The organism is Streptomyces sp. NPDC050145 (assembly GCF_044460245.1).
Taxonomy (GTDB): domain Bacteria; phylum Actinomycetota; class Actinomycetes; order Streptomycetales; family Streptomycetaceae; genus Streptomyces.
Genome location: NZ_JBITJS010000001.1, coordinates 646237 through 667605 on the forward strand (window position 1 = coordinate 646237; position 21369 = coordinate 667605).

Genomic DNA, 21369 nt, shown 5'->3' on the forward strand with positions numbered 1-21369 from the left:
CTCATGCCGAAGCGCCCCTTGTACGGCGGTGCGGAGCAGCACGCCCCTTTCGAGCGGGTGTCCGGAGGGGCCCGGACACCCGCTGTCTGGGGCACGTACGTGCACGTACGCGTCCGGCACCCATACGTATCCCTTCGCGAGCGCTACCGATCTTGCGTACCTCCCCACGTCAGGGGCGCGTTCTGCTCGTCGTAGTCCGCACGCCCTCCTGATGAAAGCGATCTGACGTGAGCAACCTGGTCACCGCTCTGGTGGAAGCAGCCGAACGGCACCCTCAGCGACCGGCGGTGGGCGGTGAGGGGATCACCCTCACCTATGCGGAACTGGACGAGTTCAGCGCCAGGGCGGCCGGAGGGATGCGCGCCCACGGTGTGGATCCCGGATTCCGCGTCGGGCTGCGCCTGCCCTACGGCCCCGTCTACGCGGTGCTCTACTTCGGCGCCCTGCGTGCCGGCGCGATCGTCGTACCGCTGTATCCGAGTCGGCCGCGCCACGGAGTACCCGCAGGCGACGGCGCTTGCGGAGCCCGGCTCGTGTTCGCCGCTCCCGACACGACCGTGCGGCACGCGGCCTGGGCGAGCGGCGCCATGCTCGTCCAGGCCGGTCCCGACTTCCTCGACCAAGTCGCCTTCTGGCCCCGCCACTTCGATGTGGCCGACCGCGCGGACCACGACCCGGCCGTCGTGGTCGGCGCTGAGGGCGCGACGTCGGCGCGGGACATGGTGCTCAGTCACAGCACGCTGCGTGACGCCTCCCGGACCACTAGAACGCTGATGGCGGAGTCGGCCGCGGACGACGGAGACGGACCCGGACGAGCTTCCTGCGGTCTGCACGCAGTGATCCTCAGCGGAGCCTGCCTGCCTGTGTGCGGCCTCGGGCCACGGTCGCCTACCGCATCCGCCGTGAGGCCGGGGCCATGACGGGAATCGCTTCCCGGCCTCGCACCGGGACCTGACACCGCACTGAGGCGTCTCGGCGGCGCGAGCTCAGCAGGAGGCCAGAGCGCTTGCCCCGGGCGGGCGCCGTTGAACCGATCGTGGTCACCCTCACTTCGAAGGCGGGTGACAGAAATCCCTCGCGGTCAGTTGCAGGCCTGCGGCGATCGGTAGTCATGGCGGACTGAGCGCTGTCCTTGCACAGGGACACCCCGTCCTGCCGTGGATGAACGCGGCTGCCGGATCCGGCGAACCGGGAGTCCGGTGTTGGCATGGCGCGCTCCTACTCGACGACCACCAGAATGTTGCCGTCGCGGTCGCGAAGGGTGAACATGGGCGGCACTCCAGGCCACCGAAGCAGATCGTCCACATCCACCCCCTCCTCCTTGAGTCGTGCGTGGACGGCCGGAACGTCGCTGGCGTTGAGCCTGATCCCAGTGTCGATGCCGGTGTGCTCACCAGGGACCAGCGCGATGCTGGTCCCGGCCCCGTCGGGAGCGACGGTGATCCAACGCCCGCCGATTTGCTCCAGCGGGATGTCCATCCGCTTCGTCAGTCCGAGGACGCCGACGTAGAACCCGACGGCAAGGTCCTGGTCGCTGACGGGCACGGCGACGGTGCCGATGCCGGTGATGCGTGCCTGGTTGTGCTCAGTCATCTGTGCTCTCCTCGGTGTAGTCGGCTCACCCTTCAAGACCAGCCAGCCCAGCAGAACTCATCGCTCGAACCTGTTGGTCCGCCCCAAGACCCCTTGGGGGTGGGGTATCGCGGATGTATCGAAAAGCGCATACGTCACCGCAACACGCTTCCGTCTTCTGTGGAGGCATGGACCACAGCGGTCCGTGCCGAGGGCCTGTGCCCCCGGCTCCGGGGAGTGAGCACGACGAGGTGAGAAGGCTGTGACTCATGACGGACGATGGGACCGGCGTTCGCTGCTGCGAGGCGCCGCCGTGGGGCCGGTGCGGCCGCGGCCACGCCGTTGCTCAGACTGACGCCCGAGGACAAGCAGACCAACGAACTTCTGGCCGACTGTTACCTCAGGCAGGACAAGTTCTCCCTCGCCGCACCGCGCTGGCAGGCGGCCTGCGAGGACTCCATGGCGGCCAGATGGTTCGCGCCAGTCCCCAATGACGCGTATCAGATTCAAGGTGACATCGGCCGGGTGCCGTTGAAGCAGATGGACCCGGAGCTGCAGATCGAGGCTTCGGTCAACGGTGGACCACCGAAACGCTTCACCTTCTACGCCGGCGCCTCCCGGCTGGGCCTGTCCTCACGTCCCCGTGAACTGGTCGGCGCAGGAGTCGGCCGACGACGCGCCTGCCACGACCAACGACGGCATGATCGGCACCTGGGTCTTCTACCATCTGCTGGCCACTTTCGACTGCAAGGGCCGGGAGCTGATCCTGCGCCGACCGACCCTCCAATCGGCCAGGACAGTACGCGCCGCCGCTGCGCGGAACGCCCCGGACTTCCTGACACCTGTGCCGCGCCAGGGCGAGGCGATGGGGGAGGTGGCCGCCCGTATCGCGGCGACCCCGGGCGAGGAGGTCGACTACCAGCTCGACATCGCGATCCGCGGCCGGCGCGTGTGGCCGCACGTCCTTGCACTGCATCCGAGCGAGGCCGCCTATGAGCGGTGGCGGCGACCGATGCCGCCGGCACTCGAGACGGTGGCACGCGAGGGTGGTGCCGCCGTGGCGACTGCTGCCGCCACGGCGATGGCGACCCTGTTCGAGTCCGTACTGGCACCGGACTGGCCACGGGTCCGGGCGATTGTAGAGGCCGACATCAGCAACCGTGCCGACAGGATGGCTGCGCACGGTGCGGCGGCTGTGCTCGACGATCTCGGTGAGCGGATGCAGTGGACAGGCACCGAGCTCGTACTGGAACGCACCTACTCGGGGATCATCGACTGGGCTGACGAAGGAGTGCTCTTCGTGCCGGCCACGACGCACGTCGGCCCGGTGCTGTTCGCTGCCGAACGTCCCCACCCGCCGATGCTCATCTATCGGGCGCGCGGCATGGGCGTCCTCGGGGAGCGTCCGGCGGGCGCGGCGGAATCGGCCCTGGCGGGACTCGTGGGCGTGACCAGGGCCGCGCTGCTGACCACGCTCGACGTGCCCGCGTCCACGGCCGAGTTGAGCCGCAGGACCGGCTGGAGCAACGCGACCGTCTCGTACCATCTCGGCATTCTGCTGCGGGCAGGGCTGGTCGATCGATACCGCCGAGGTCGCGTGGTCCACTATGCGAGGACATCTCTCGGGGCGGCGCTCGCGACATCTTCGGAGCAGGAGCAGGCGTCCCGTGACGCGCAGCCGCAGCCCCCGGTGCGCACCGACGGTCCGACAGCGCCCGCCGCCAAGCGCCGATCCGGCCTCCCGGCCCGACGCTGGTAGTCGCAGTCGCCGCACTGGGCGGGGGGCTCGTACATGTCTCGTCTACGGCGCTCGTCGCCACAGCGGGCGAGAAGATGCTCCGGCAGATGGTCCTGCATCTGCCACCACTCCAGCGTGAAGCCGTGCTCGTCCTCGGCGGGCTCGGCGAAGTCGCCCCCGTGAAGTCGTAGACACGGCGGACGTCCGCCACAGTGATGTCGCGCAGGTCGGTGGCCCGCAGTTCGCGCAGCCACAGGTGTTCACCGTGGAGTTCGGGCAGGTGGTTCACCGGGCTGCTCCTGCCGGGACGCGCTCGCGGTCGACGGCGCCGACGAGCTTTTCGAGGTCCGTGTAGTAGCGGCCCGAGGGCACGGGTGCGCCGAGCAGGATGCGGCGCGCGGTGTCGGTGACCAGGGCGCCGCCGAGCGTCACTCCGCTGGCCAGCTGCGGCCGGCTGGACGACCCCGATCCGCCGCGCGAGCAGTCTTCGCTGCTCAGCGGTGGCGATCCCGCACCAGTTCGGCGAGCTGCTCGGAAATACGGTCATGCCGCTCGCGTACGGACCGTAGGCGAGCAGGGAGCCTGATTCTGAAGCGTTCAGTTGGCCAGCGTCACCGATCACACAGTCTGTGCCAGCACCTGAGACCATGCGGCGATGTCAGACTTCATCAAGCAACTTCCCGCCCTGCTCGGGGTGATGATCGGAGCCTTCGGCTCGTACGTGGTGGTCATGCGGGGCGATCGGGCGAGGTTCCGTCGGGAGCACGCGGCCCGCTGGCAGGAGCGGCAGCTCGCGGCCTACACCGACTACGCGCTGACGCTGAAGAAGACGGTCACGCTCCATCGCCGTGTCGCAGCACATCTCGGTCACGACAGTCATCCTCATCCCCTGCCGCAGGCAGACGCGTCCCCTCTCCTGGTCGATGCCGCTGACGCCCGGTCCGCGGCCGGAGAAGGGCTGCTGATGCTTGGCTCTCCGGAGGTCGCTCGAGAAGCAGCGCATGGCTCGGGAGAAGTGCTACACGGCGATCCGTCGCGACATGGAACTGCCGCCCGGCCACTCGGGCCGCTGGCAGCTCCCGCCCACTCAACCTTCCTGAGCCCAGCCGACATGACCCCGGCCTGACAAGCCGCTGAGCAGGTCCAGCCCTGAATGTCACGCCGGTGAGTGGAACAGCCCCAGCTGATCGACTCGCACGATCAGGACGTCGTGGCTGTCGCTCGCTTCCAATATGCCGCGGGCGGGCGTGCACCGTGTCCGACGACGCGTCCAGATTCCGGCCGAGCCACCAACCAACGGTCAAAGGGGCAGGGCACAGCGGCCGGGTCAGTCGGTGGGCGTGTAGCTGAGGCGCACCACCATGTTGTCCTTGAACTCGTCCGAGGCCTCTTCCCCATTGACCACGAGACCCATTGCGCCCGAGTCGCCCAGGACGACGTCGATCCGGTCGGTGTCCGTGAACGTCTTGGTCTCGCCCTTCTCCAAGACTCCGGCGTACAGCGCGTCTCCCTTGCTGTCCTTCGCCGAGACCCACGCGCGGCGGTCCTCGGCGGTGACCTTCACCGTGACGTCGTCCTTGCTCTTGGCTTCATCGTCGGCAGCGTTCCCTTCCTCCGTCGTGGGCGTGACCGGCTGCGACGTCGCGTCCGGGGACTGCTCTGCCGCCCCGGTGGTGGGGGTCTTCGCACCGGCCGACGGGGTGTCGGCCGTACTGCTCCGGGAGTCGAGCAGGGCGGCTGCGCCGAATCCGGCGGCGCACAGGACGACGATGGCAACGGCCGCGATGACCATCCGGGACCCGGGCGTACGGCGGCCGGCTGACCCGGCCCGCTGCGGAACCGGGGGCTGTCGCGGCGGGGCGGGGACGGTGTCGAGGTGGTGGACGCCGTCGCCGGACGGAGCGGTGGGGGCAGGCGGGGCCAGAACGCCGACCGGGACCGGCGCCGTCGCCCCCTCCGTCGTCCGCGTGGGCGAAGTGCTCTGGTGGTGCTGCCGGATCCGCTCGACCTCGGCCTGCATCGCCGCGGCGTCCGGGAAGCGGTCCTCCGGCGCCTTCGCCAGCGACCGGGCGATCAGCGCCTCTATCTCCGGAGGTACGTCTGCGCCCAGCGAGGCCAGGGCGGGTGGCTCGGTGGTGACGTGCAGATAGCCGATCCGGAAGCCCGAGTCGGCGTCGAACGGTACGGCACCGGTGAGTAGTTGGAACAGGACGACACCGGTCGCGTACAGGTCGCAGCGCCCATCGACGGCGCGGCCCGGCTCGAACTGCTCCGGCGCCATGTAGTGCGGGGTGCCGATCGTGAAGCCGGTCCCGGTCAGTGCGGTGCCCTGGTGGTCGAGGGCGCGGGCGATGCCGAAGTCCATGACCTTCACGGCGCCGCCGGCCGTAACCATCACGTTGGCCGGCTTGATGTCGCGGTGAACCATGCCGCGCGTGTGGCTGGCGTCCAGCGCGGCGAGGATGCCGGACACGAGCCGGAGCGCCGTGGAGAGGGGCAACTCGCCCGGCGCGGGCGGCAACCACTCGGCCAGCGGCTTGCCGTCGAGGTGCTCCATGACGAGGTACGGGACACTGCCCGTGGCGAGCTGTTCCTCGCCCACGTCGTGGATGGCCACGACGTTGGGGTGGTTGATGGCTGCCACGGCCCGCGCCTCGCGCCGGAACCGTTCACGACTCTGCGGGTCTGCCGCGACGACGGCGTTCATCGTCTTGACCGCTACGACCCGGTCGAGTTCCGTGTCCCGAGCACGATGGACGGCTGCCATACCGCCCTCACCGATCAGCTCGTCGATGACGTACCGGCCACGGCCCAGCGACCAACCCGGCCCGATGCTTGCAGACATGATGCTCAGCCCTCCCCAAGACCAGGGAAGGATAGCGGTGCTGCCGGACACGCTCGATGGATGTAGCTCCAAGGCGCCGCCGAGGGCCTGGAGCTACTCGCAAGTGTCGGGGTCGGCACCGCTGCGGACTGGGAACGGGTCGGAGATGTGCGGGGCAAGATCCTTCTGGCCGACGACCGGAGCGAGGAGTCGTTGGCGGAAGAGGTCGAGTACATGGTCGAGTGCGCGACGGGTGGGTTGGCCCGGTTCGTCAATGAGGTGTTCGGTCAGGACGGAGTGCGGGGGGATGAGGCCGTCCGGATTTGCCGCGCTGTCGTCGAGTTCCACCGCGATGAACGAGTCGCCGAGTTTTTCACGCAGGAAGGCGAACCGGGCGTCGGGAACGAGCCGATCACCGCGGAAGCGCGTGCCGAGCACGGTGAGGCCGGCCGCGCAGCGTTGCTGGACCGCGCGCAGATCCTCCGGGGATATGTCGATCGAGCGACGGTTGCGCTCGGTGACGGCCAGTGGGAGGGACGGCTGGCTCAGTACCGGGGCGAGGAGGTGGTCGTCCGCGGCCATGGCCAGGGCGAAGCCGCCGGTCAAGCACATGCCGACGGCCCCCACGCCCGGTCCGCCGCACCGCTCGTGCTCGTGTGCGGCGAGGGCCCGTAGCCATGTGACGACGGGGGAGGTTCGGCCTGCGGCCAGCGTGGTGAACTCGCGGCTGACGCAGATCTGGACGGCGGCGCGCAGGCCGGTCCAGGCGGCGCCGGTCCAGCCGTGCGCCTGCGGGTCCGGGTCGCGTCCGGCGACGCCGAACAGGTGGGGCATCACGACGGTGCAGCCGATGTCACGGACCCGTCGCGCGAACTGGGCGACCTTCGGAGTGATCCCCGGGATCTCCGCCATCACGATCACGGCCGGCCCCGTCCCTGAACGCAGCACAGTATGGGTACGGCCCCCGTGCGCGAATGTCTCCCTTTGGAAATCCGTCAGAGCGTCGTCGGGCATGTGTCCTCCTGGCTTGGGGGAAGGCCCCGTGCCACTGGCGCCTGAGCGCAGAGCGGTGCGGCCACATCCGTCCAGAAATATTACTCATTAGTAAGTCGCTTTGCAGGCGCACGGGTTAACGGCCTGTCCGGTCGCACCTTGCGGCACCGGACCGGACAGCTCTCGGTCCGGCCGGGGGAGATCGGGACCCGATGGCGGCGCCTGACCGTCGGCCGTCAGGCTCTCCTCGCTCTGGCTCATCTACGACGCGGCGACGCCTACGCTCGCCTTGCCGCACAGCGCGAACATCCAGGTCCTCGCAGATCCGTTCGGCCGCCTGCCGTGGGCTTCACCCGCGCTGCCCGGTTCCACCCACGACCGGACGGCTGCCCGGCATTCGCGGGATCGTCGAGGCTCTCGCCGAGGCAGGCCTCAAGTGCTGGGCGGACCAGGCGTATCCGGGCGCCGGCAGACCGGTTCGGGGTTGCTTCTCGAGGCCGTCGCCTCAAGCGGTGGCAGCGACGGCACAACTGCACGCACGCCAAGATCCGCTGCCTCGGCGAGCAGGCCGCAGCCACCCTGAAGGTTTGGTGGCTCCCGCGGAAGCTCCCGCCGCGGCACCAACCGTGTCACTGTGATCGTCCAGGCCGTACTCGTCCTTGGAGTCTCACGGTTGCCAAAAGTAGAGTTTCATTCTAGAAAATAGCTCTAGTTGACGCCTACCCTCCGGTAGTTTGGACCCGGTCGGGTTGTGTACATCGCAGGGGGGGGCGGATGTCTGAGCAGGACGGGAACGCGCAGGTCCAGGCCGAGCTGGCGCGGCGGATGGACGAGGCGGCACGGGGGGCGGCTCTAGGGAGGAGGCGGGGCGTCTACGAAGGTGCTCAGCCGGAGAAGAGCTCGATCAGCTTCTCCCTGGGCGCTGCCGTGGTGCTCGCCGTGGTCACAACGGTGCTGGTGGCCGCGGGCATGCCGGGCGGCGCAGCGTTCTCCGTGCTCTTTCTGGTGATCGCGGTCGGCTGTTGGGTCGCCGAGCGGTCCACGGCCGCGAAGAACGCCCGCATTCGCCTCCACCTCTACGAGTCGGGCCTGGTCGCCGCGGTGAAGAAGGGCGTGCGCGCGGTCCGCTACGACACCACCCATGTCCTGCAGAGCAGCCTGCGCCACACAGGTGTGGGCGGCTACACCGAGTACACGTACAAACTCACCGATACCGATGGCGTGCAGGTGGTCCTTGAGGGACGCAAAGGCGGCACGGCGACCGGGAAGTTCGCCCGGCACGAGGAGTGGGGGCATGCCGTCCAGGAAGGAGTGACGCGGGCTCAGCTACCGGTAGCCATCCGGACCCTGAACGCGGGACAACGCGTCGACTTCGGCAAGCTGTGGGTGACCCGGGACGGAGTGGGATCGGCCCGCGACACCGCGCAGTGGCACGAGATCGAGGAACTGCAGATCGTCCAGGGCTTCCTCAAGCTCAAGGTGGCCGGCAAATGGCGCTCACTGACCAACGTCGCGGTTGCCACCATCCCCAACTTCTTCGTCTTCCTCACCATCGCAGACCAGCTGCGCGGGCCTCGGCGCGTCCGCTGAGGCCCGGGGCCCGCACGCCGTCGGCGAGTGCGGTGGCGGCCGCCACTCCCGTCGTTCCTCCACGAGGTGGCGTTCGTTCACGGCGGCATGCCTGCGACGAGGGCGAGTGCCCGCCCGAGGTGCTCCAGTCCGTCCGGGCCCCGGCTGAGGCCGAGTTCGGCGAGTCACTCGAACTCGTGCCAGTCGCCCGGCACCCTGTCCGACACCGCGCGGGGTGTTCTCCTCTGGCGCTGCGGCACGTACGGCCCCCCGTCCGGGTCTGTACCGAGTGCTATGCGCAGGTCCCACAGCCGGGCGCTGAGCGTCCTGGGCGTCCAGGGCTCGGCGTCCCCGAGGTCTTCGCACAGCGGGTCGGCGCTGCTGCGTGGCTTGAGCACCAGCTGCGCGGCCAGTTGGACGCGTCGCGGCGGGAGCAGTTGAGCGACCTGCTCCACCGTGAGCATGCCCAGCATCCGCAGGCGCGGTACGGCGCCCTCGGGCCCGGCTTCGCTCAGCGTGCGATCGCCGGCACGCCGCCGGGGCCCGGAAAAAGAGGGCCTCTTCCGGCGAGCCGGCCGACCACGCCCTCGGCCGCTCCAGCGGCGGACTGACCACGATGGTTCAACTTCCGGCATCGGCGCCGGGGCGCCTATGCCGGGCGTCTCCGGCAGTAGATCGAGGTTGGAGCCTGTGGTGCGTGCGAGCCCGGGTACACGGCTGGTGCGCGCACGGCCTGCCCGGAGGCATCACCTCTCCCGGCGCCGCCACGAGATGACCGCGTACCCGACCAGGAGTACGGCGGTGAAGGCCAGGCCCACGGCCGCCGCCTGCCGCATGTCCGGGACCTCGATCGCGGTGGCGGCGACGGCGAGCACCCCCACGCCGGCCACCACCGCGAGGACGGGACCGCCGCGGATGCTGAATCCGGTGAACTCGGCCGGGTGAGTGTCGCGGTGGCGGCGGAAGGCCACGTAGGAAGCGAGGATCAGCAGCCAGACGAGCAGGACCGCGAACAGCGCGATGGACATCAGGATGCTGAAGATGCCCCCGACGTCGTAGAAGGCGAGCAGCGCGGCGGCTGCGATGCCCAGGGTGGAGGCGGCGAGCGCGACGGCCGGGACGCCGCGGCTGGTGAGGCGGGCCAGCGGGGCCGGGGCTAGGCCGTCGTCGCCGAGGGAGTGCAGGAGGCGGGAGGCGCCGTACAGGTGGGCGTTGGCGGCGGAGACGGCGGCGATGAGCACCACGAGGTTGGTGAGGGTCGCGGCCGCGGGTACCCCGATGTCGGAGAAGACGCGGACGAACGGGCTCGCCTCGACGCTGCCGTTCCCGGCGGCCAGGTGCTTCCACGGGATCAGGGCCACCACCAGGGTGATCGACAGGACATAGAACACGCTGAGCCGCCAGGCGAGTTGGCGCATCGCGGTGCGGATCGAGCGCTGCGGGTCGGCGGCCTCGGCGGACGCGATGGCGACGACCTCGAAGCCGGCGTAGGCGAACATCACCACGGACATGGCGATCCAGACGGCCTCACCACCGTGCGGGGCGAACCCGCCGTCGTCGGTGAGGTGGGCGAAGCCGGCGGCCTCCGTGTCGGGCAGGCCGAAGAGGACGAGGAAGGCCGCGCACAGGATGAACGCGCACAGCGCGGTGACCTTGATGGTCGAGAGCCAGAACTCGGTGGTGCCGAAGGACTTCACGTTGATGACGTTCACGGCAAGGACCACCGCAGCGATCGCGAGGATCGCGCCGCCCATCGGGACTCCGGGCCACCACCAGCGGATGTAGAGCGCGGAGGCGACGACCTCGGTGCCGATGACGACGACGGCGCTGAACCAGTACATCCAGCGGGCGAGGAACCCGGCCCAGGGGCCGAGGTAGGTCCGCGCGATGGTGCCGAAGGAGCCCTGGACCGGATGGGCCGCCGACATCTCGCCGAGCAGGACGGCGATGACAGCGACCAGCAGGGCCCCGACGGCGTAGGAGACGATCACCGCGGGCCCGGCGACGGATATCGCCGAGCCGGAGCCGAGGAAGAGACCGGTGCCGAGCGCCGACCCCAGCCCGATCATGGTGGTCTGGCGGTGGGTGAGCGAGCGGAGCAGGCCCGGACCCGCGGGAGCGTCGGCGGGCGTGAGCGGTGCGGCGGGAGCGGGCGGCGCGGCGGGTGCGGGTCTTTCCGGAGAGGTCATGACGGGGGGCGTCCTTCTGTGCGGTGGTGCGCGGCGGGAGACGGGGTGGCGGTCGGCTCGAAGGCCACCCCCCTGGGCCGGAGGGCCGGCCTGACCTGAACTCGCTGACGTCCTAGAACTCGCTGTTGCGGAACGGCCTTTCGGGCCGCGTCAGGTGCGGCGCGCCGAGCACCTTCGGCGCGGACAGCGCGTAGATACCGTGGTTGGTCAGGGCCCAGGCGATGTTGCGGTCCCATTCCACGTACACGCCGTGGGTCTGGTTGCCGTACGCGTAGTCCGGAGTCTTCGGGCCGTACGCCTTCGGCACGAAGTACGCCTCGATCCGGGGCTTCGCCGGATGCGACACGTCGAAGAACTGCACCCCCGCGTTGTAGAAGCCGTAGCCGAGGACGCCCGCGTCGTGCTTACCCGGGTTCGTGTAGTAGCCGGTGCGCTTGGGGCCGAAGCTGCCACGACGCTGGCAGAAGTCCTGGATGCCGGCGGACCCGGGCGGGGTCGGGCGGGGCAGGACGCCGACGACGCGCGGGTTCTTCGGGTTCTTGACGTCGATCTGGTAGACGTCCTTGTGCGGCTCGTAGCAGTCCTCGGTGAGCGGGTGCCCGAGTAGTAGATGATCCCGGTCCGCTCGAACTGCGAGACGTCGATGTTGTCGCCCTCGGTGCCGGATACGGACGCCGGCAGGTCGAGGTGGCCGACGGTCCTCATGTGCGTCGGGTCCGAGATGTCGAGGACGCTCAGGCCGTAGCCGCCCATGGCGGCGAAAGCGTAGCGACCGCCCTTCTCCACGGGCTTGGGAATGAACAGCGGCATGCGCGCGCCCATCCAGCTCGTGCGGTTGCCGCAGCGCGGGTTCTTGCGGTAGGCGGCGTCCTCGCCGGTGCGCTGCCCGGGCAGATGCCAGGTGTCGAGCAGCCGGGGGTGGGCGGGGTCGGACATGTCCCAGGACTGATAGCCGGCCGAGTGGAGGTTGGTCGGGTACTCGGTGCCGGAGTAGGTGTCGTCCGGCGCGGTGGCGATGAACATGTACCGGTCGCCGGTCCAGTACGGCACGTCCAGTGAGCCGGAACCCTGCTGCGGCTTCGCCGGGTCGGACCTCAGCGGATCCTTCTGGGTGGCGTCGGTGGAGACCGTGGCCAGGAGCTTCCAGTCCTTCTTGAGCGGGCCGTCGAGGCGGAACACCTTGAAGCCCTTGAGCCCGGGCTTCTCGCGCAGCTTCCTGACGCCTTCGCGGTTGTGGTACTTGTCCTGCGCGGGGTCGTCGGTCAGCTCGGTGATCTGCCGTTTGTCCTCGAAACTCATCACCATGACATAGGCGTTGAGCTTCTTGTTCCACTGGACGGTGGAGGCGCCCCAGTAGTCGCCCGGCGCCCAGGAGGCGTTGCCCTTGGTCTCGTCGCCGCCGATGTCGTCGCGGGTCATCTTCTCGACGACCTTCACCTTCTTTACGTCGGTGATGTCGTAGACGCGGCCCTCGGAACGGTCGTACTGGAACAGGTACCGGCGGCCGTGGAAGTCGACGACGTTCTGCCAGGTGTGGAAGAAGTCGGGGGTGAAGTCGGCACCCTCGTAAGCGGCTTCGACCCTCATGTTCTTGATGTACGACTTGGTGTCGTAGTCCTTGTTGCGGCCCGGGAAGGAGTGCTCGTGCTCCTCGTCGACGGGCGTGAGAGCCGGATGACGGAAGCTGCCGTCGAGCTGCATGCCGTACGCGCCCGGGTCGGCGGGCTCGGGGCGGCGGTTCTCGCAGACGTCGACGATGTTCGGGTCGGTGGCGGCGGTGGCGGTCGCGCCCGAGCTGCCGGGCACGAGCAGGGTCGCGGCGGTGGCGGTGACCACGGCGGTCACCAGAGCCGCTCTCGTACGGAGGGATCGCATGGGAGTCCTAGGAGTCTCGGCGGTGAGAGGAAGGGGACGTGCGACATTCCCGATGTGGGGGCGGGGGCTTTCCTGCAGGGCACGCAGGTCAGGTGACCGTGGGGCGCTCCTGGAGCTCGGTGGCCCGGTGGGCTCCTGTGGCGGCGATGTCCCGCAGCTGTTCGACGGCGTGCAGCACGTCCGCGTGCGTCAGGTACAGCGCGTTGAAACCGAAACGCAGCAGGTCGGGGGCGCGCATGTCGCCGATGACGCCGCGCACGGCGAGCGCCGCGACCAACGGGAACGCCTCCGGGTGGCGCAGGGCGACCTGGCTCCCGCGGCGCCCGGCGTCGCGCGGGGTGGCCATGGTGAAGCCAAGTCCGTCGAGGAGTTGGTCGGCACAGTGTTGGAAGAAGCCGGTCAGTGACAGGCTCTTGGCGCGTACCGCCTCCATGGCCACGCCGTCGAACGCCGTGAGCGCCGCCTCCAGAGCGACCAGCGAGAGCAGCGGCGGTGTACCTATGCGGGCGCGGGTGACGTCCGGCGCGGGGGTGTACGTACCGGACATGGAGAAGGGAGCCGTGTGCCCGTGCCAGCCGGTGACCGGGTGGTCGAATCCGGGCTGGTGCCGGTGGGCCACGTAGGCGAAGGCCGGGGCGCCGGGCCCGCCCGAGAGGTACTTGTAGCCGCAGCCGGCCGCGAAGTCCGCCTTGATGGCGTCCAGTTGGAGGGGTAGTGCGCCCGCCGCGTGGCACAGGTCCCAGTGCACCAGGGCGCCGGCGGCGTGCGCGGCGGCAGTGACGGCGGCCATGTCGTACAGCTCGCCGGTGCGGTAGTCGACCGGGGCGTATGCGGCGACGGCGGCCTGGTCGCCCTCGGCGGCCAGTACGGTCACGGCCTCACGGGCGGGCACGCGGCGGACCTCCAGACCCAACAGCCGGCCGACGGAGTCGGCGATGTACTGGTCGGTGGGGAAGTGGTCCGGGTCGGTGAGCAGCAGCCGGCGCCCGGGCCGAAGCCGGACGGCGGCGACCAGGGTGTTGAACAGCTGGACGCTGGTGGAGTCGCCCACGACGATCTGGCCGGGCGCCGCACCGACGAGGCGTCCGACGGCGTCGCCGGTGCGTACGGGCGCCTCCCACCAGCCGTTGGTGTTCCAGGAGCGGATCAGGTCGGTGCCCCACTGCCGGTGGACGGCGTCATCGACAGCGGCGGGAACGGCGGCGGGCAGAGCGCCCAGGGAGTTCCCGTCGAGGTAGGTGACGCCCTTGGGCAGGACGAATCGCTCGCGGAGGTGCGCGAGGGGATCGGCGGCGTCGAGCGTGGCGGCGCGCTGGTTCAGCATGCGGGTACGTCCTTGGTGTCGGTGGCCCGGGAGCGGCCCAGGTCGAGCGCGATGTCGGGGAGCAGGTCCTCCTGGCCGCCGACGAGCCGGCGGCGGCCCGCCTCGACGAGCAGGTCGCGGGCGGCGAGGCCGTGGCGCGCGGCGATGGTCTCGGCGTGCCGCAGGAAGCTGGAGTACACGCCGGCGTAGCCGAGGGTGAGCGTTTCGCGGTCGACGCGCACGGGTCGGTCCTGGGTGGGGCGCACGAGCGCCTCGGCGGCGTCCATCAGCGCGAACACGTCGCAGCCGTGCTCCAGACCCATCAGGTCGAGCACCGCGATGACGGGTTCCAGTGGTGCGTTGCCCGCGCCGGCGCCCTGTCCGGCGAGGGAGGCGTCGACGCGCACGGCGCCCGCTTCGACGGCGACGACGCTGTTGGCGACGCCGAGGCCCAGGTTGTGGTGGGCGTGGATGCCGATCTCGGTCTCCGGGTCGAGGACGTCGCGGTAGGCGCGGACCCGTGCGCGGACGCCGTCCATGGTGAGCCGGCCGCCGGAGTCGGTGACGTACACGCAGTGTGCGCCGTAGGACTCCATCAGCTTTGCCTGTTCGGCAAGTCGGGCGGGCTCGGCCATGTGGGACATCATCAGGAACCCGGCGACATCCATGCCCGACTCCCGTGCCGCGGCGATGTGCTGGGCGGCGATGTCGGCCTCGGTGCAGTGGGTGGCGACGCGGACCGAAGTGACGCCGAGGGCCTGGGCGCGGCGCAGGTCCTGCAGGGTGCCGATGCCGGGCAGTAGCAGGGTGGTGAGCCGTGCCCGGTCCAGGACGTCGGCGGCCGCCTCCAGCCACTCCTCGTCGGTGTGGGCGCCCGGGCCGTAGGTCACGGAAGAGCCGGACAGGCCGTCGCCGTGGGCGACTTCGACGGCGTCGACGCCCGCGGCCTCCAGGGCTGTGGCGATGGCGCGGACCTGCTCGGTGGTGTAGCGGTGGGAGACGGCGTGCATGCCGTCGCGCAGGGTGACGTCCTGGACGTAGAGGCGGGTCATCGGACCAGGCTCCGCTCGGCCAGGCGCTCGGCAGTGCGCAGCGCGGCGGACGTCATGATGTCGAGGTTCCCGGCGTAGGCGGGCAGGTGGTGGGCGGCACCCTCGACCTCCAGATAGACGGAGACCAGGAGCCGTCCGCCGCCGCTGAGCGCGACGAGCGGATCATCGGCGGTCAGGGTGCGAAACTGGGGGTCCTGCTTGAGGCGGTAGCCGGGTACGTACCCGGCTACCGATGCCGCCATCTCTTGTACGGATGCGGTCACTTGAGCCGTGTCGCAGTCGTCGGTGACGCAGTGGACGGTGTCGCGCATCAGCAGGGGCGGCTCGGCCGGGTTGAGCACGATGATGGCCTTGCCCCGCCGAGCGCCACCGACCTGTTCCAGGGCGCGGGCGGTGGTCTCGGTGAACTCGTCGATGTTGGCGCGGGTGCCGGGCCCGGCCGAGCGGGAGGCGATGGAGGCGACGATCTCGGCGTGGTGGACCGGGGTGACGCGCGAGACGGCGGCGACGACGGGGACGGTGGCCTGGCCGCCGCAGGTGACCATGTTGAGGTTCGGGGCGTCCAGGTGCTCGTCGAGGTTGACGGGCGGCACGACGTAGGGGCCGATGGCGGCCGGGGTCAGGTCGATGAGTGTCTTGCCGTACGGCGCGAGGGCGGCGGCGTTGGAGTGGTGGGCAGCGGCGGAGGTGGCGTCGAAGACGACGTCGACGTCCGCGAAGCCGTCCATCGCGATCAGCCCCTGGACACCGTCGGCACTGGTGGGCACGGACAGCCGGCGGGCCCGGGCAAGGCCTTCGGAATCGGGGTCGATGCCGATCATCGCGGCGGCGGAGACCGCGCCCGCACCACGGATGATCTTGATGAGCAGATCGGTGCCGATGTTGCCGGAACCGATGACAGCCGCCTTCGTCACGAGGCCTCCTTCACCAGGTCGTGCAGGCCGAAGAACCGGATGGCGTTGCCGCCCAGGACGGCGGCCTTCTCGGTCTCTGTCAGCGCGCTCTCCCGCACCAGTCGGCCGATCGCCTCCTCGCCCAGCGGAAAGGGGTGGTCGGAGCCGAGCAGCACCCGCTCCGCGCCCATCACGTCGACGAGCAGGCGCAGTGCCCCCGGGTCGAAGACGGCCGAGTCCACCGAGAAGCGGCCGGTGTAACTGGACGGCGGCGCGGCACTGTCGGCGCGCACCAGATCGCGCCGGTGCCAGGCGTTGTCGGCGCGCCCGAGCAGGTACGGGAAGCTCCCGCCGCCGTGCGCGAACAGCAGCCGCAGCGAGGCGGGCAGCCGCTCGAAGGCACCGGACAGGATGAGCGACAGGATGGTCAGGTGCGTCTCGGCGGCCATGCCCGCGAGCCAGCCGAGCATGTAGCGGGAGGAGCGCGGCCCGGTGGGCAGGTCCCACGGGTGGACCAGGACCGCGGCGCTCTCCTGGGCGCAGTGCGTGAGGAATTCGAGCAGCGCGCCGTCGTCGAGGTCACGGTCACCGAGGTGATTGCCGATGTGCACGCCTCGGAACCCCTGTCGCATCGCCTCGGACACCATGGCGCAGGCCGACTCTGTGTCCTGCAACGGCACCTGGCACAGGGGCACGAGCCGCTCGGGAGCATACGAACAATGCGTCAGCGTGCGGGCATTGACGACCCGGCACCAGTCGGCAGCCGCTTCGGCCTCCAGGTCGTAGCCGAACAGCAGTGGCGTGCTGGACAGCACCTGCACGTCGACGCCGAGCCGGTCCAGGTCCGCGACGCGTGCGGCCGGGTCCCACAGGGAGCGGCGCACCGGCCGGTACTCGTGTGTGCCGGCCATCATCATCCCGGTATCCGCACCGTCGGACGTCCGCAGCCAGGGCCCCTCGTCGGACCCGGTCAGCGCCCGCGACTCGGCACGGCTGATCTCCGGGAAGACGTGCGCGTGGATGTCGACGACGCTCACGCGGTCACCCCGCCCCGCCGCGTCGTCGGGCGCAGCGCGTCGGGCCACCGGCGGCCCGGGTGCACGGCCTCGCAGTGCCGGCAGGTGCGGGCCGACTCGTCGTCGTGGAACGCCGTGAAGACGGGCGGCAGATCCTCGACGATCGACGCGAGCTGCAACTCGCTGCGATGCACCAGGTGGTGGCACTCCATGCAGTACCACTCGAAGGCGTCACGACTGCCCTGCGGCCGGGCGAACTCCACGACCAGGCCGATGCTGCCCTCCTCGGGCCGCTGCGGAGAGTGGCGCACGTGCGGCGGGAGCAGGAACACGTCGCCCTCGCGGATGTGGACGTCCCGCGGCGGCTCTCCCTCCGCGTCCATCACGCGGAGCACCATGTCGCCCTGGAGCTGGTAGAAGAACTCCTCGGTCGGGTCGTCGTGGAAGTCGGTGCGCTGGTTGGGACCGCCCACGATCGTGACCATGAGGTCGGCGTCACGCCAGATCTGTACGTTGCCGACCGGTGGCCGCAGCAGGTGGCGGTGCTCCTCGATCCAGGCGTTGAGATTGAACGGGGGCATGGTCATGCGGGCTGCTCCTGGTTCGTGCGGCCGATCGGCAGGTGGGCCACGGCGCTGATCTCGATCAGCAGGTGGGGATGGGGGAGTTGATGGACGGCGACGGTCGTGCGGGCCGGTCCCGTCTCGTCGAAGTACTCCGCGTAGACCTCGTTGTAGCCGCCGAAGTCGTTCATGCTCACGAGGTACGTGGTGACGGACACCAGGTCGCCGAGCCCGCCGCCGACCGCGCCGAGCAGTCCGGAGATGTTCTCGACGACCGCCCGGGTCTGGGCCCGGATGTCGAGGTCGGTGACGCCCATGGGGTCGACGCTCGCGCCGGCGAAGGAACCGTCCGGCCTGCGGCAGCTGGTGCCGGAGACGAACACGAAGTCCCCCGCGTGGCGCAGATGGGGGAAACGGCCGCGCGGCTGCGCCGCGCCCGGGACGATCACGCGGACCCCCGCATGGCGCCGGGGTGCGCGGGCTCCGACCGTCCCTTCCCGGTGCTGAACTGGACGGCCCCGAGCCCCGCGACCACGGCGCGGACATGGGTGTCCGGCGGAAGCGGTACGGCGGCGGTGGCCGCGCCCGCGAGGATCACGGTTCCGGAGGGCAGCTCCCCGGCGAGCCGGGCCGCCGAGGCCAGGGCCCGCAGCGGGTGCCCCAGGATCGCGGCGGTCGACCCGGCCTGCGCCGGGCGGCCGTCGAGTTCCAGGAGCACGCCGAGATTGTCCAGGTCGCGAGGAGCGGCCCAGGGGCCGACGGCGTACCTGGCCGCGGAGGTGTTGTCGGCGATGACCTCGGGCAGCGAGAACCTGAAGCCGTCGTAGCGTGAGTCGATGACCTCCAGGGCAGGTGCCACCGCGGCGACCGCGGCCATCGGGTCGGCGCCGGGCCTCAGTGTCGCCCCGAGCAGGAAGGCCACCTCGGGCTCCACGCGAGGGTGGATCAGGCGCGCGATGTCGCAGCGTCCGCCGTCGGCGACGGCCATGGCGTCGGTGATCCGGCCGTGGATCAGGTCGGACACCCCCATCTGCCGCATCTTGGCGAGGCTGGTGAAGCCGAGCTTGAACCCGGTGACCCGCTCACCACGGGCCAGCTTCCGCGCCACCAGAGCGTCTTGGACGGCGTACGCGTCGACGGTGGACGTCAGCCCGGGCGTTCCGCCGGGAAGTGCGCGGCCGGCGAGGGCGGCACGGTCGAGCCGCCCGGCGAGCGCGTCGATGTCAAGGCCGGGATGACTCATCCCCGTTCTCCTTCCCTTGCCCGGGTGTCGTCGCCGAAGGCCGCGCGGACCGAGCCGAGCCCGTCGATGCGCGCTTCGAGCACGTCTCCGGGGGCGACTGCTGCCATGGGCCCGAGCGCGCCGGTGAGCACGGTGTCCCCGGCCCTGAGCGGCCGTCCGAGGCGTACGAGCGTGTCGGCGAGCCAGACGGCGGCGTGCAGCGGATGTCCCAGGCAGGCCGCGCCCGCACCGGTCGACACCGGCTCCCCGCGCCGCTCCAGGACCATGCCCGCGCCGCGCAGGTCGAGGTCGCGCACCGCGACGGGCCGGTTGCCCAGGACGTACGCGCCGCTGGAGGCGTTGTCGGCGATAGTGTCGACGGCGGTGATGTCCCAGTCGCGGATTCGGCTGCCGACGATCTCGATGGCGGGCAGTGCGAACGCGGTCGCCCGGATGACGTCCGCGACGGTGTGGCGCTCGTGGTCCAGTCCGTGCTCCAGGACGAGGGCGACCTCCGCCTCGGCCTTCGGCTGCAGGACCGCACCCCAAGGCAGGTCCGCGCCGTCGGGAAGCGCGGTGTCGTCGAGCAGCGCGCCGAAGTCGGGGGTGTTCACGCCGAGTTGGGCTTGCACGGTGGCAGAGGTCAGGCCGACCTTCCAGCCGGTGATGCGGCGGCCTTCGGCGAGACGCCGGTCGGTGAGCAGAGACTGGACGGCATACGCCGAGTCCAGGTCTCCGGCGGGCAGGATGTCGCGCACGGGGGAGCAGGGGACACCGGTGTGCCGCGCCTCCTCCAGGCGCTCGGCGGCCCGGGTCACGGGGTCGGTGGCGGTGGTCACAGCTTCACGCACACATTCATCGGCTCGGAGAAGAAGTCCAGGGAGTGGTCGCCGCCCTCGCGCCCGATGCCGGACGCCTTCACACCGCCGAAGGGTGTGCGCAGGTCACGCAGGTTCCAGGTGTTGACCCAGGCAATGCCCACGTCCAGGGCGGGAGCGACCCGGTGGGCGCGGGCGAGGTCGCCCGTCCACACGGTGGCGGCCAGCCCGTACGGACCGGCGTTGGCGCGCCCGAGGACCTCCTCCTCGGTGTCGAAGGGCGCCAGGTGGACGACAGGGCCGAAGATCTCCTCCCGTACTGCCGGATGGTCCTCGGCCAGCCCCGTCAGCACGGTCGGCTCGACGAAGAAGCCGCCGTCACGCTCGTCACCGAACCGAGGCACACCCCCGCCCGCGAGGACTTCGCCGTCGGTGGCGGCCCTGGTGAGGTGGCCGATGACCTTGTCGCGATGGGCGGCCGAGATCATCGGCCCGTAGCCGCGGAGCTTGCGGGACTCCTCCACGAGCCGCCCGGCGAACGCTTCGAATATCGGCCGTTCCACGTACAACCGTTCAGTACACAGGCACACTTGGCCGCTGTGAGTGAAGGCGGAGCGCACCGTACCCGCCACGGCCTTCTCCAGGTCGGCGTCGGCGAAGACCACCCCGGCGTTCTTGCCGCCCAGTTCGAAGGAGATGGGCGCGAGGCGGGCCGCGGCCGCGCGCATGATCGTGGTGCCGGTGGCGGACGCGCCGGTGAAGGCGACGGCGTCGACGCCGGGGTGCTCGGTCAGCCACTGGCCCGCGGCGCCGCCGCCCCCGCCGTGAACGAGGTTGAAGACACCGGCCGGCAGCCCCGCCTCGGCGATAACCTCGGCGAGCAGGCAGGCTGTGCTCGGCGTCATCTCGGAAGGCTTGGCGACGACCGTGTTGCCCGTGGCCAGGGCGGGCGCGACCTTCCATGTGAGCAGCAGCAGGGGCAGGTTCCAGGGCGAGACGACCGCGACCACGCCGAGCGGCTTGCGCACCGTGTAGTTGAGCGCGCCGCGGCCGTCCGGCGTCGGTGTGTGCCAGGACTGCTCACCGCGCCCGGCCAACAGGTCCGCGAAGTTACGGAAGTTGGCGGCGGCGCGCGGGATGTCGACGTCGGCGGCCAGCTCGTGCGGCTTGCCGGTGTCGGCGCACTCGGCGGCGACGAACGCGTCGAAACGCCTCTCGATGCCGTCCGCGATCCGGTGCAGCACCTGTGCACGGTCGGCGGGGCTCCACGTGGCCCAGGGCCCGCGCAGTGCGTCGCGGGCGGCGCCCACTGCGCGGTCGACCAGTTCCTCGGACGCTGAGGGCACCTCTCCGGCGCTGCGCCCGTTGACAGGGTCGACGAGCGGGATTGGATCACCGGAGGCGTCGAAGACACCCCCCACGTAATGCCGCACAGGCGAGCTCAGCATGCAGATCTCCCTTGCTGGGCCGGGGGCGTCTGGTCCGCGCCCCCGGAGCGTGCAGGCATCATGCGCCGAGTCCGGGGAAACTCATCTTCGCCGTTTCAGGGCGTGCGCCACACGGGGGAGCTCCTCGTGGAGGAGACGGCCGGCCAGCGCGCCGCCGAGCACAACGACACCGACCCCGACCCCGACCAGCCAGGACTGGATGAGCAGGACGGTTCCGATCGGGCCGTAGGTGACTGCGCTGGAAGGGACCGCCAGAAGAACAAAGTGCCGGTCAGCACCGTCACCAGGCTCCGG

Annotated in this window: 20 protein-coding genes and 3 pseudogenes; 6 read left to right on the forward strand and 17 right to left on the reverse strand. The window is 70.6% G+C overall.

Going from position 1 to position 21369, the window contains the following annotated elements:
* Positions 1–227: 227 nt before the first annotated feature.
* Complete coding sequence (locus ACIBTU_RS03220; protein ID WP_399124154.1) at positions 228–920, forward strand: AMP-binding protein; 693 nt, start codon at positions 228–230, stop codon at positions 918–920.
* Between the two features lie 298 nt (positions 921–1218).
* Here the strand turns inward: ACIBTU_RS03220 and ACIBTU_RS03225 are convergent, their stop codons facing one another.
* Positions 1219–1593: a VOC family protein gene (locus ACIBTU_RS03225; RefSeq protein ID WP_399124155.1), complete on the reverse strand. Its 375-nt coding sequence runs from the start codon at positions 1591–1593 to the stop codon at positions 1219–1221.
* A gap of 622 nt (positions 1594–2215) precedes the next feature.
* On the opposite strand from ACIBTU_RS03225, the gene ACIBTU_RS03230 reads away from it, so the two are divergent.
* Positions 2216–3331, forward strand: coding sequence for a winged helix-turn-helix domain-containing protein (locus ACIBTU_RS03230; RefSeq protein ID WP_399124156.1), 1116 nt, complete (start codon positions 2216–2218; stop codon positions 3329–3331).
* A gap of 264 nt (positions 3332–3595) precedes the next feature.
* Here ACIBTU_RS03230 and ACIBTU_RS03235 read toward each other — a convergent pair whose 3' ends face one another.
* Positions 3596–3742 carry a hypothetical protein gene (locus tag ACIBTU_RS03235; protein WP_399124157.1) on the reverse strand — a complete coding sequence of 49 codons (147 nt, stop codon included), beginning with the start codon at positions 3740–3742 and terminating at the stop codon, positions 3596–3598.
* A 223-nt stretch (positions 3743–3965) separates the two neighbouring features.
* Here ACIBTU_RS03235 and ACIBTU_RS03240 point away from each other — a divergent pair.
* Positions 3966–4410 (forward strand): annotated as a pseudogene (locus ACIBTU_RS03240) (hypothetical protein).
* 227 nt (positions 4411–4637) lie between these two features.
* On the opposite strand, the gene ACIBTU_RS03245 reads toward ACIBTU_RS03240, so the two are convergent.
* Positions 4638–6155 carry a RodZ domain-containing protein gene (locus ACIBTU_RS03245; protein WP_399124158.1) on the reverse strand — a complete coding sequence of 506 codons (1518 nt, stop codon included), beginning with the start codon at positions 6153–6155 and terminating at the stop codon, positions 4638–4640.
* 93 nt (positions 6156–6248) lie between these two features.
* Entirely contained in the window at positions 6249–7148 is a 900-nt protein-coding gene (locus tag ACIBTU_RS03250) for a dienelactone hydrolase family protein (protein WP_399124159.1), read from the reverse strand.
* 123 nt (positions 7149–7271) lie between these two features.
* Here ACIBTU_RS03250 and ACIBTU_RS03255 point away from each other — a divergent pair.
* Both ACIBTU_RS03255 and ACIBTU_RS03260 read left to right on the forward strand, forming a co-directional pair.
* Positions 7272–7833 (forward strand): annotated as a pseudogene (locus ACIBTU_RS03255) (transposase family protein).
* 68 nt (positions 7834–7901) lie between these two features.
* Positions 7902–8717 (forward strand): DUF6585 family protein, encoded by an 816-nt coding sequence (locus ACIBTU_RS03260; RefSeq protein ID WP_399124160.1) that lies wholly within the window; start codon positions 7902–7904, stop codon positions 8715–8717.
* Between the two features lie 164 nt (positions 8718–8881).
* On the opposite strand, the gene ACIBTU_RS03265 is transcribed toward ACIBTU_RS03260, so the two are convergent.
* A complete protein-coding gene (locus tag ACIBTU_RS03265; RefSeq protein ID WP_399124161.1) occupies positions 8882–9160 on the reverse strand; it encodes a hypothetical protein in 279 nt (92 codons plus the stop codon).
* A gap of 62 nt (positions 9161–9222) precedes the next feature.
* Between ACIBTU_RS03265 and ACIBTU_RS03270 the strand changes: the two are divergent.
* Positions 9223–9345, forward strand: a pseudogene (locus ACIBTU_RS03270) (IS5/IS1182 family transposase); the annotation flags it as partial.
* A 97-nt stretch (positions 9346–9442) separates the two neighbouring features.
* On the opposite strand, the gene ACIBTU_RS03275 reads toward ACIBTU_RS03270, so the two are convergent.
* From ACIBTU_RS03275 to ACIBTU_RS03330, 12 genes are all read right to left on the reverse strand, one after another.
* Complete coding sequence (locus ACIBTU_RS03275; protein WP_399124162.1) at positions 9443–10885, reverse strand: amino acid permease; 1443 nt, start codon at positions 10883–10885, stop codon at positions 9443–9445.
* A gap of 112 nt (positions 10886–10997) precedes the next feature.
* Positions 10998–11132, reverse strand: a complete 135-nt coding sequence (locus ACIBTU_RS03280; RefSeq protein WP_399124163.1) for a hypothetical protein — start codon at positions 11130–11132, stop codon at positions 10998–11000.
* Positions 11093–12760 (reverse strand): hypothetical protein, encoded by a 1668-nt coding sequence (locus ACIBTU_RS03285; protein WP_399124164.1) that lies wholly within the window; start codon positions 12758–12760, stop codon positions 11093–11095. The genes ACIBTU_RS03280 and ACIBTU_RS03285 overlap by 40 nt, the downstream gene beginning before the upstream one ends.
* 88 nt (positions 12761–12848) lie before the next feature.
* Positions 12849–14084, reverse strand: a complete 1236-nt coding sequence (gene kynU / locus ACIBTU_RS03290) for a kynureninase (protein ID WP_399124165.1) — start codon at positions 14082–14084, stop codon at positions 12849–12851.
* Positions 14078–15115: a 4-hydroxy-2-oxovalerate aldolase gene (gene dmpG / locus ACIBTU_RS03295; protein WP_399124166.1), complete on the reverse strand. Its 1038-nt coding sequence runs from the start codon at positions 15113–15115 to the stop codon at positions 14078–14080. Before dmpG ends, kynU begins: the two co-directional genes overlap by 7 nt.
* Positions 15112–16029, reverse strand: a complete 918-nt coding sequence (locus tag ACIBTU_RS03300; protein ID WP_399124167.1) for an acetaldehyde dehydrogenase (acetylating) — start codon at positions 16027–16029, stop codon at positions 15112–15114. Before ACIBTU_RS03300 ends, dmpG begins: the two co-directional genes overlap by 4 nt.
* On the reverse strand, positions 16026–17045 hold the full coding sequence (locus ACIBTU_RS03305; protein ID WP_399124168.1) for an amidohydrolase family protein: 1020 nt from the start codon (positions 17043–17045) through the stop codon (positions 16026–16028). The genes ACIBTU_RS03300 and ACIBTU_RS03305 overlap by 4 nt, the downstream gene beginning before the upstream one ends.
* Complete coding sequence (locus ACIBTU_RS03310) at positions 17042–17611, reverse strand: 3-hydroxyanthranilate 3,4-dioxygenase (protein WP_399124169.1); 570 nt, start codon at positions 17609–17611, stop codon at positions 17042–17044. The genes ACIBTU_RS03305 and ACIBTU_RS03310 overlap by 4 nt, the downstream gene beginning before the upstream one ends.
* A complete protein-coding gene (locus ACIBTU_RS03315; protein ID WP_399124170.1) occupies positions 17608–18036 on the reverse strand; it encodes a RidA family protein in 429 nt (142 codons plus the stop codon). Before ACIBTU_RS03315 ends, ACIBTU_RS03310 begins: the two co-directional genes overlap by 4 nt.
* Positions 18033–18830, reverse strand: a complete 798-nt coding sequence (locus ACIBTU_RS03320; RefSeq protein ID WP_399124171.1) for a 2-keto-4-pentenoate hydratase — start codon at positions 18828–18830, stop codon at positions 18033–18035. Before ACIBTU_RS03320 ends, ACIBTU_RS03315 begins: the two co-directional genes overlap by 4 nt.
* Entirely contained in the window at positions 18827–19648 is an 822-nt protein-coding gene (locus ACIBTU_RS03325) for a 2-keto-4-pentenoate hydratase (protein ID WP_399124172.1), read from the reverse strand. The genes ACIBTU_RS03320 and ACIBTU_RS03325 overlap by 4 nt, the downstream gene beginning before the upstream one ends.
* A complete protein-coding gene (locus tag ACIBTU_RS03330; protein WP_399124173.1) occupies positions 19645–21075 on the reverse strand; it encodes a 2-hydroxymuconic semialdehyde dehydrogenase in 1431 nt (476 codons plus the stop codon). The genes ACIBTU_RS03325 and ACIBTU_RS03330 overlap by 4 nt, the downstream gene beginning before the upstream one ends.
* Positions 21076–21369: the final 294 nt, after the last annotated feature.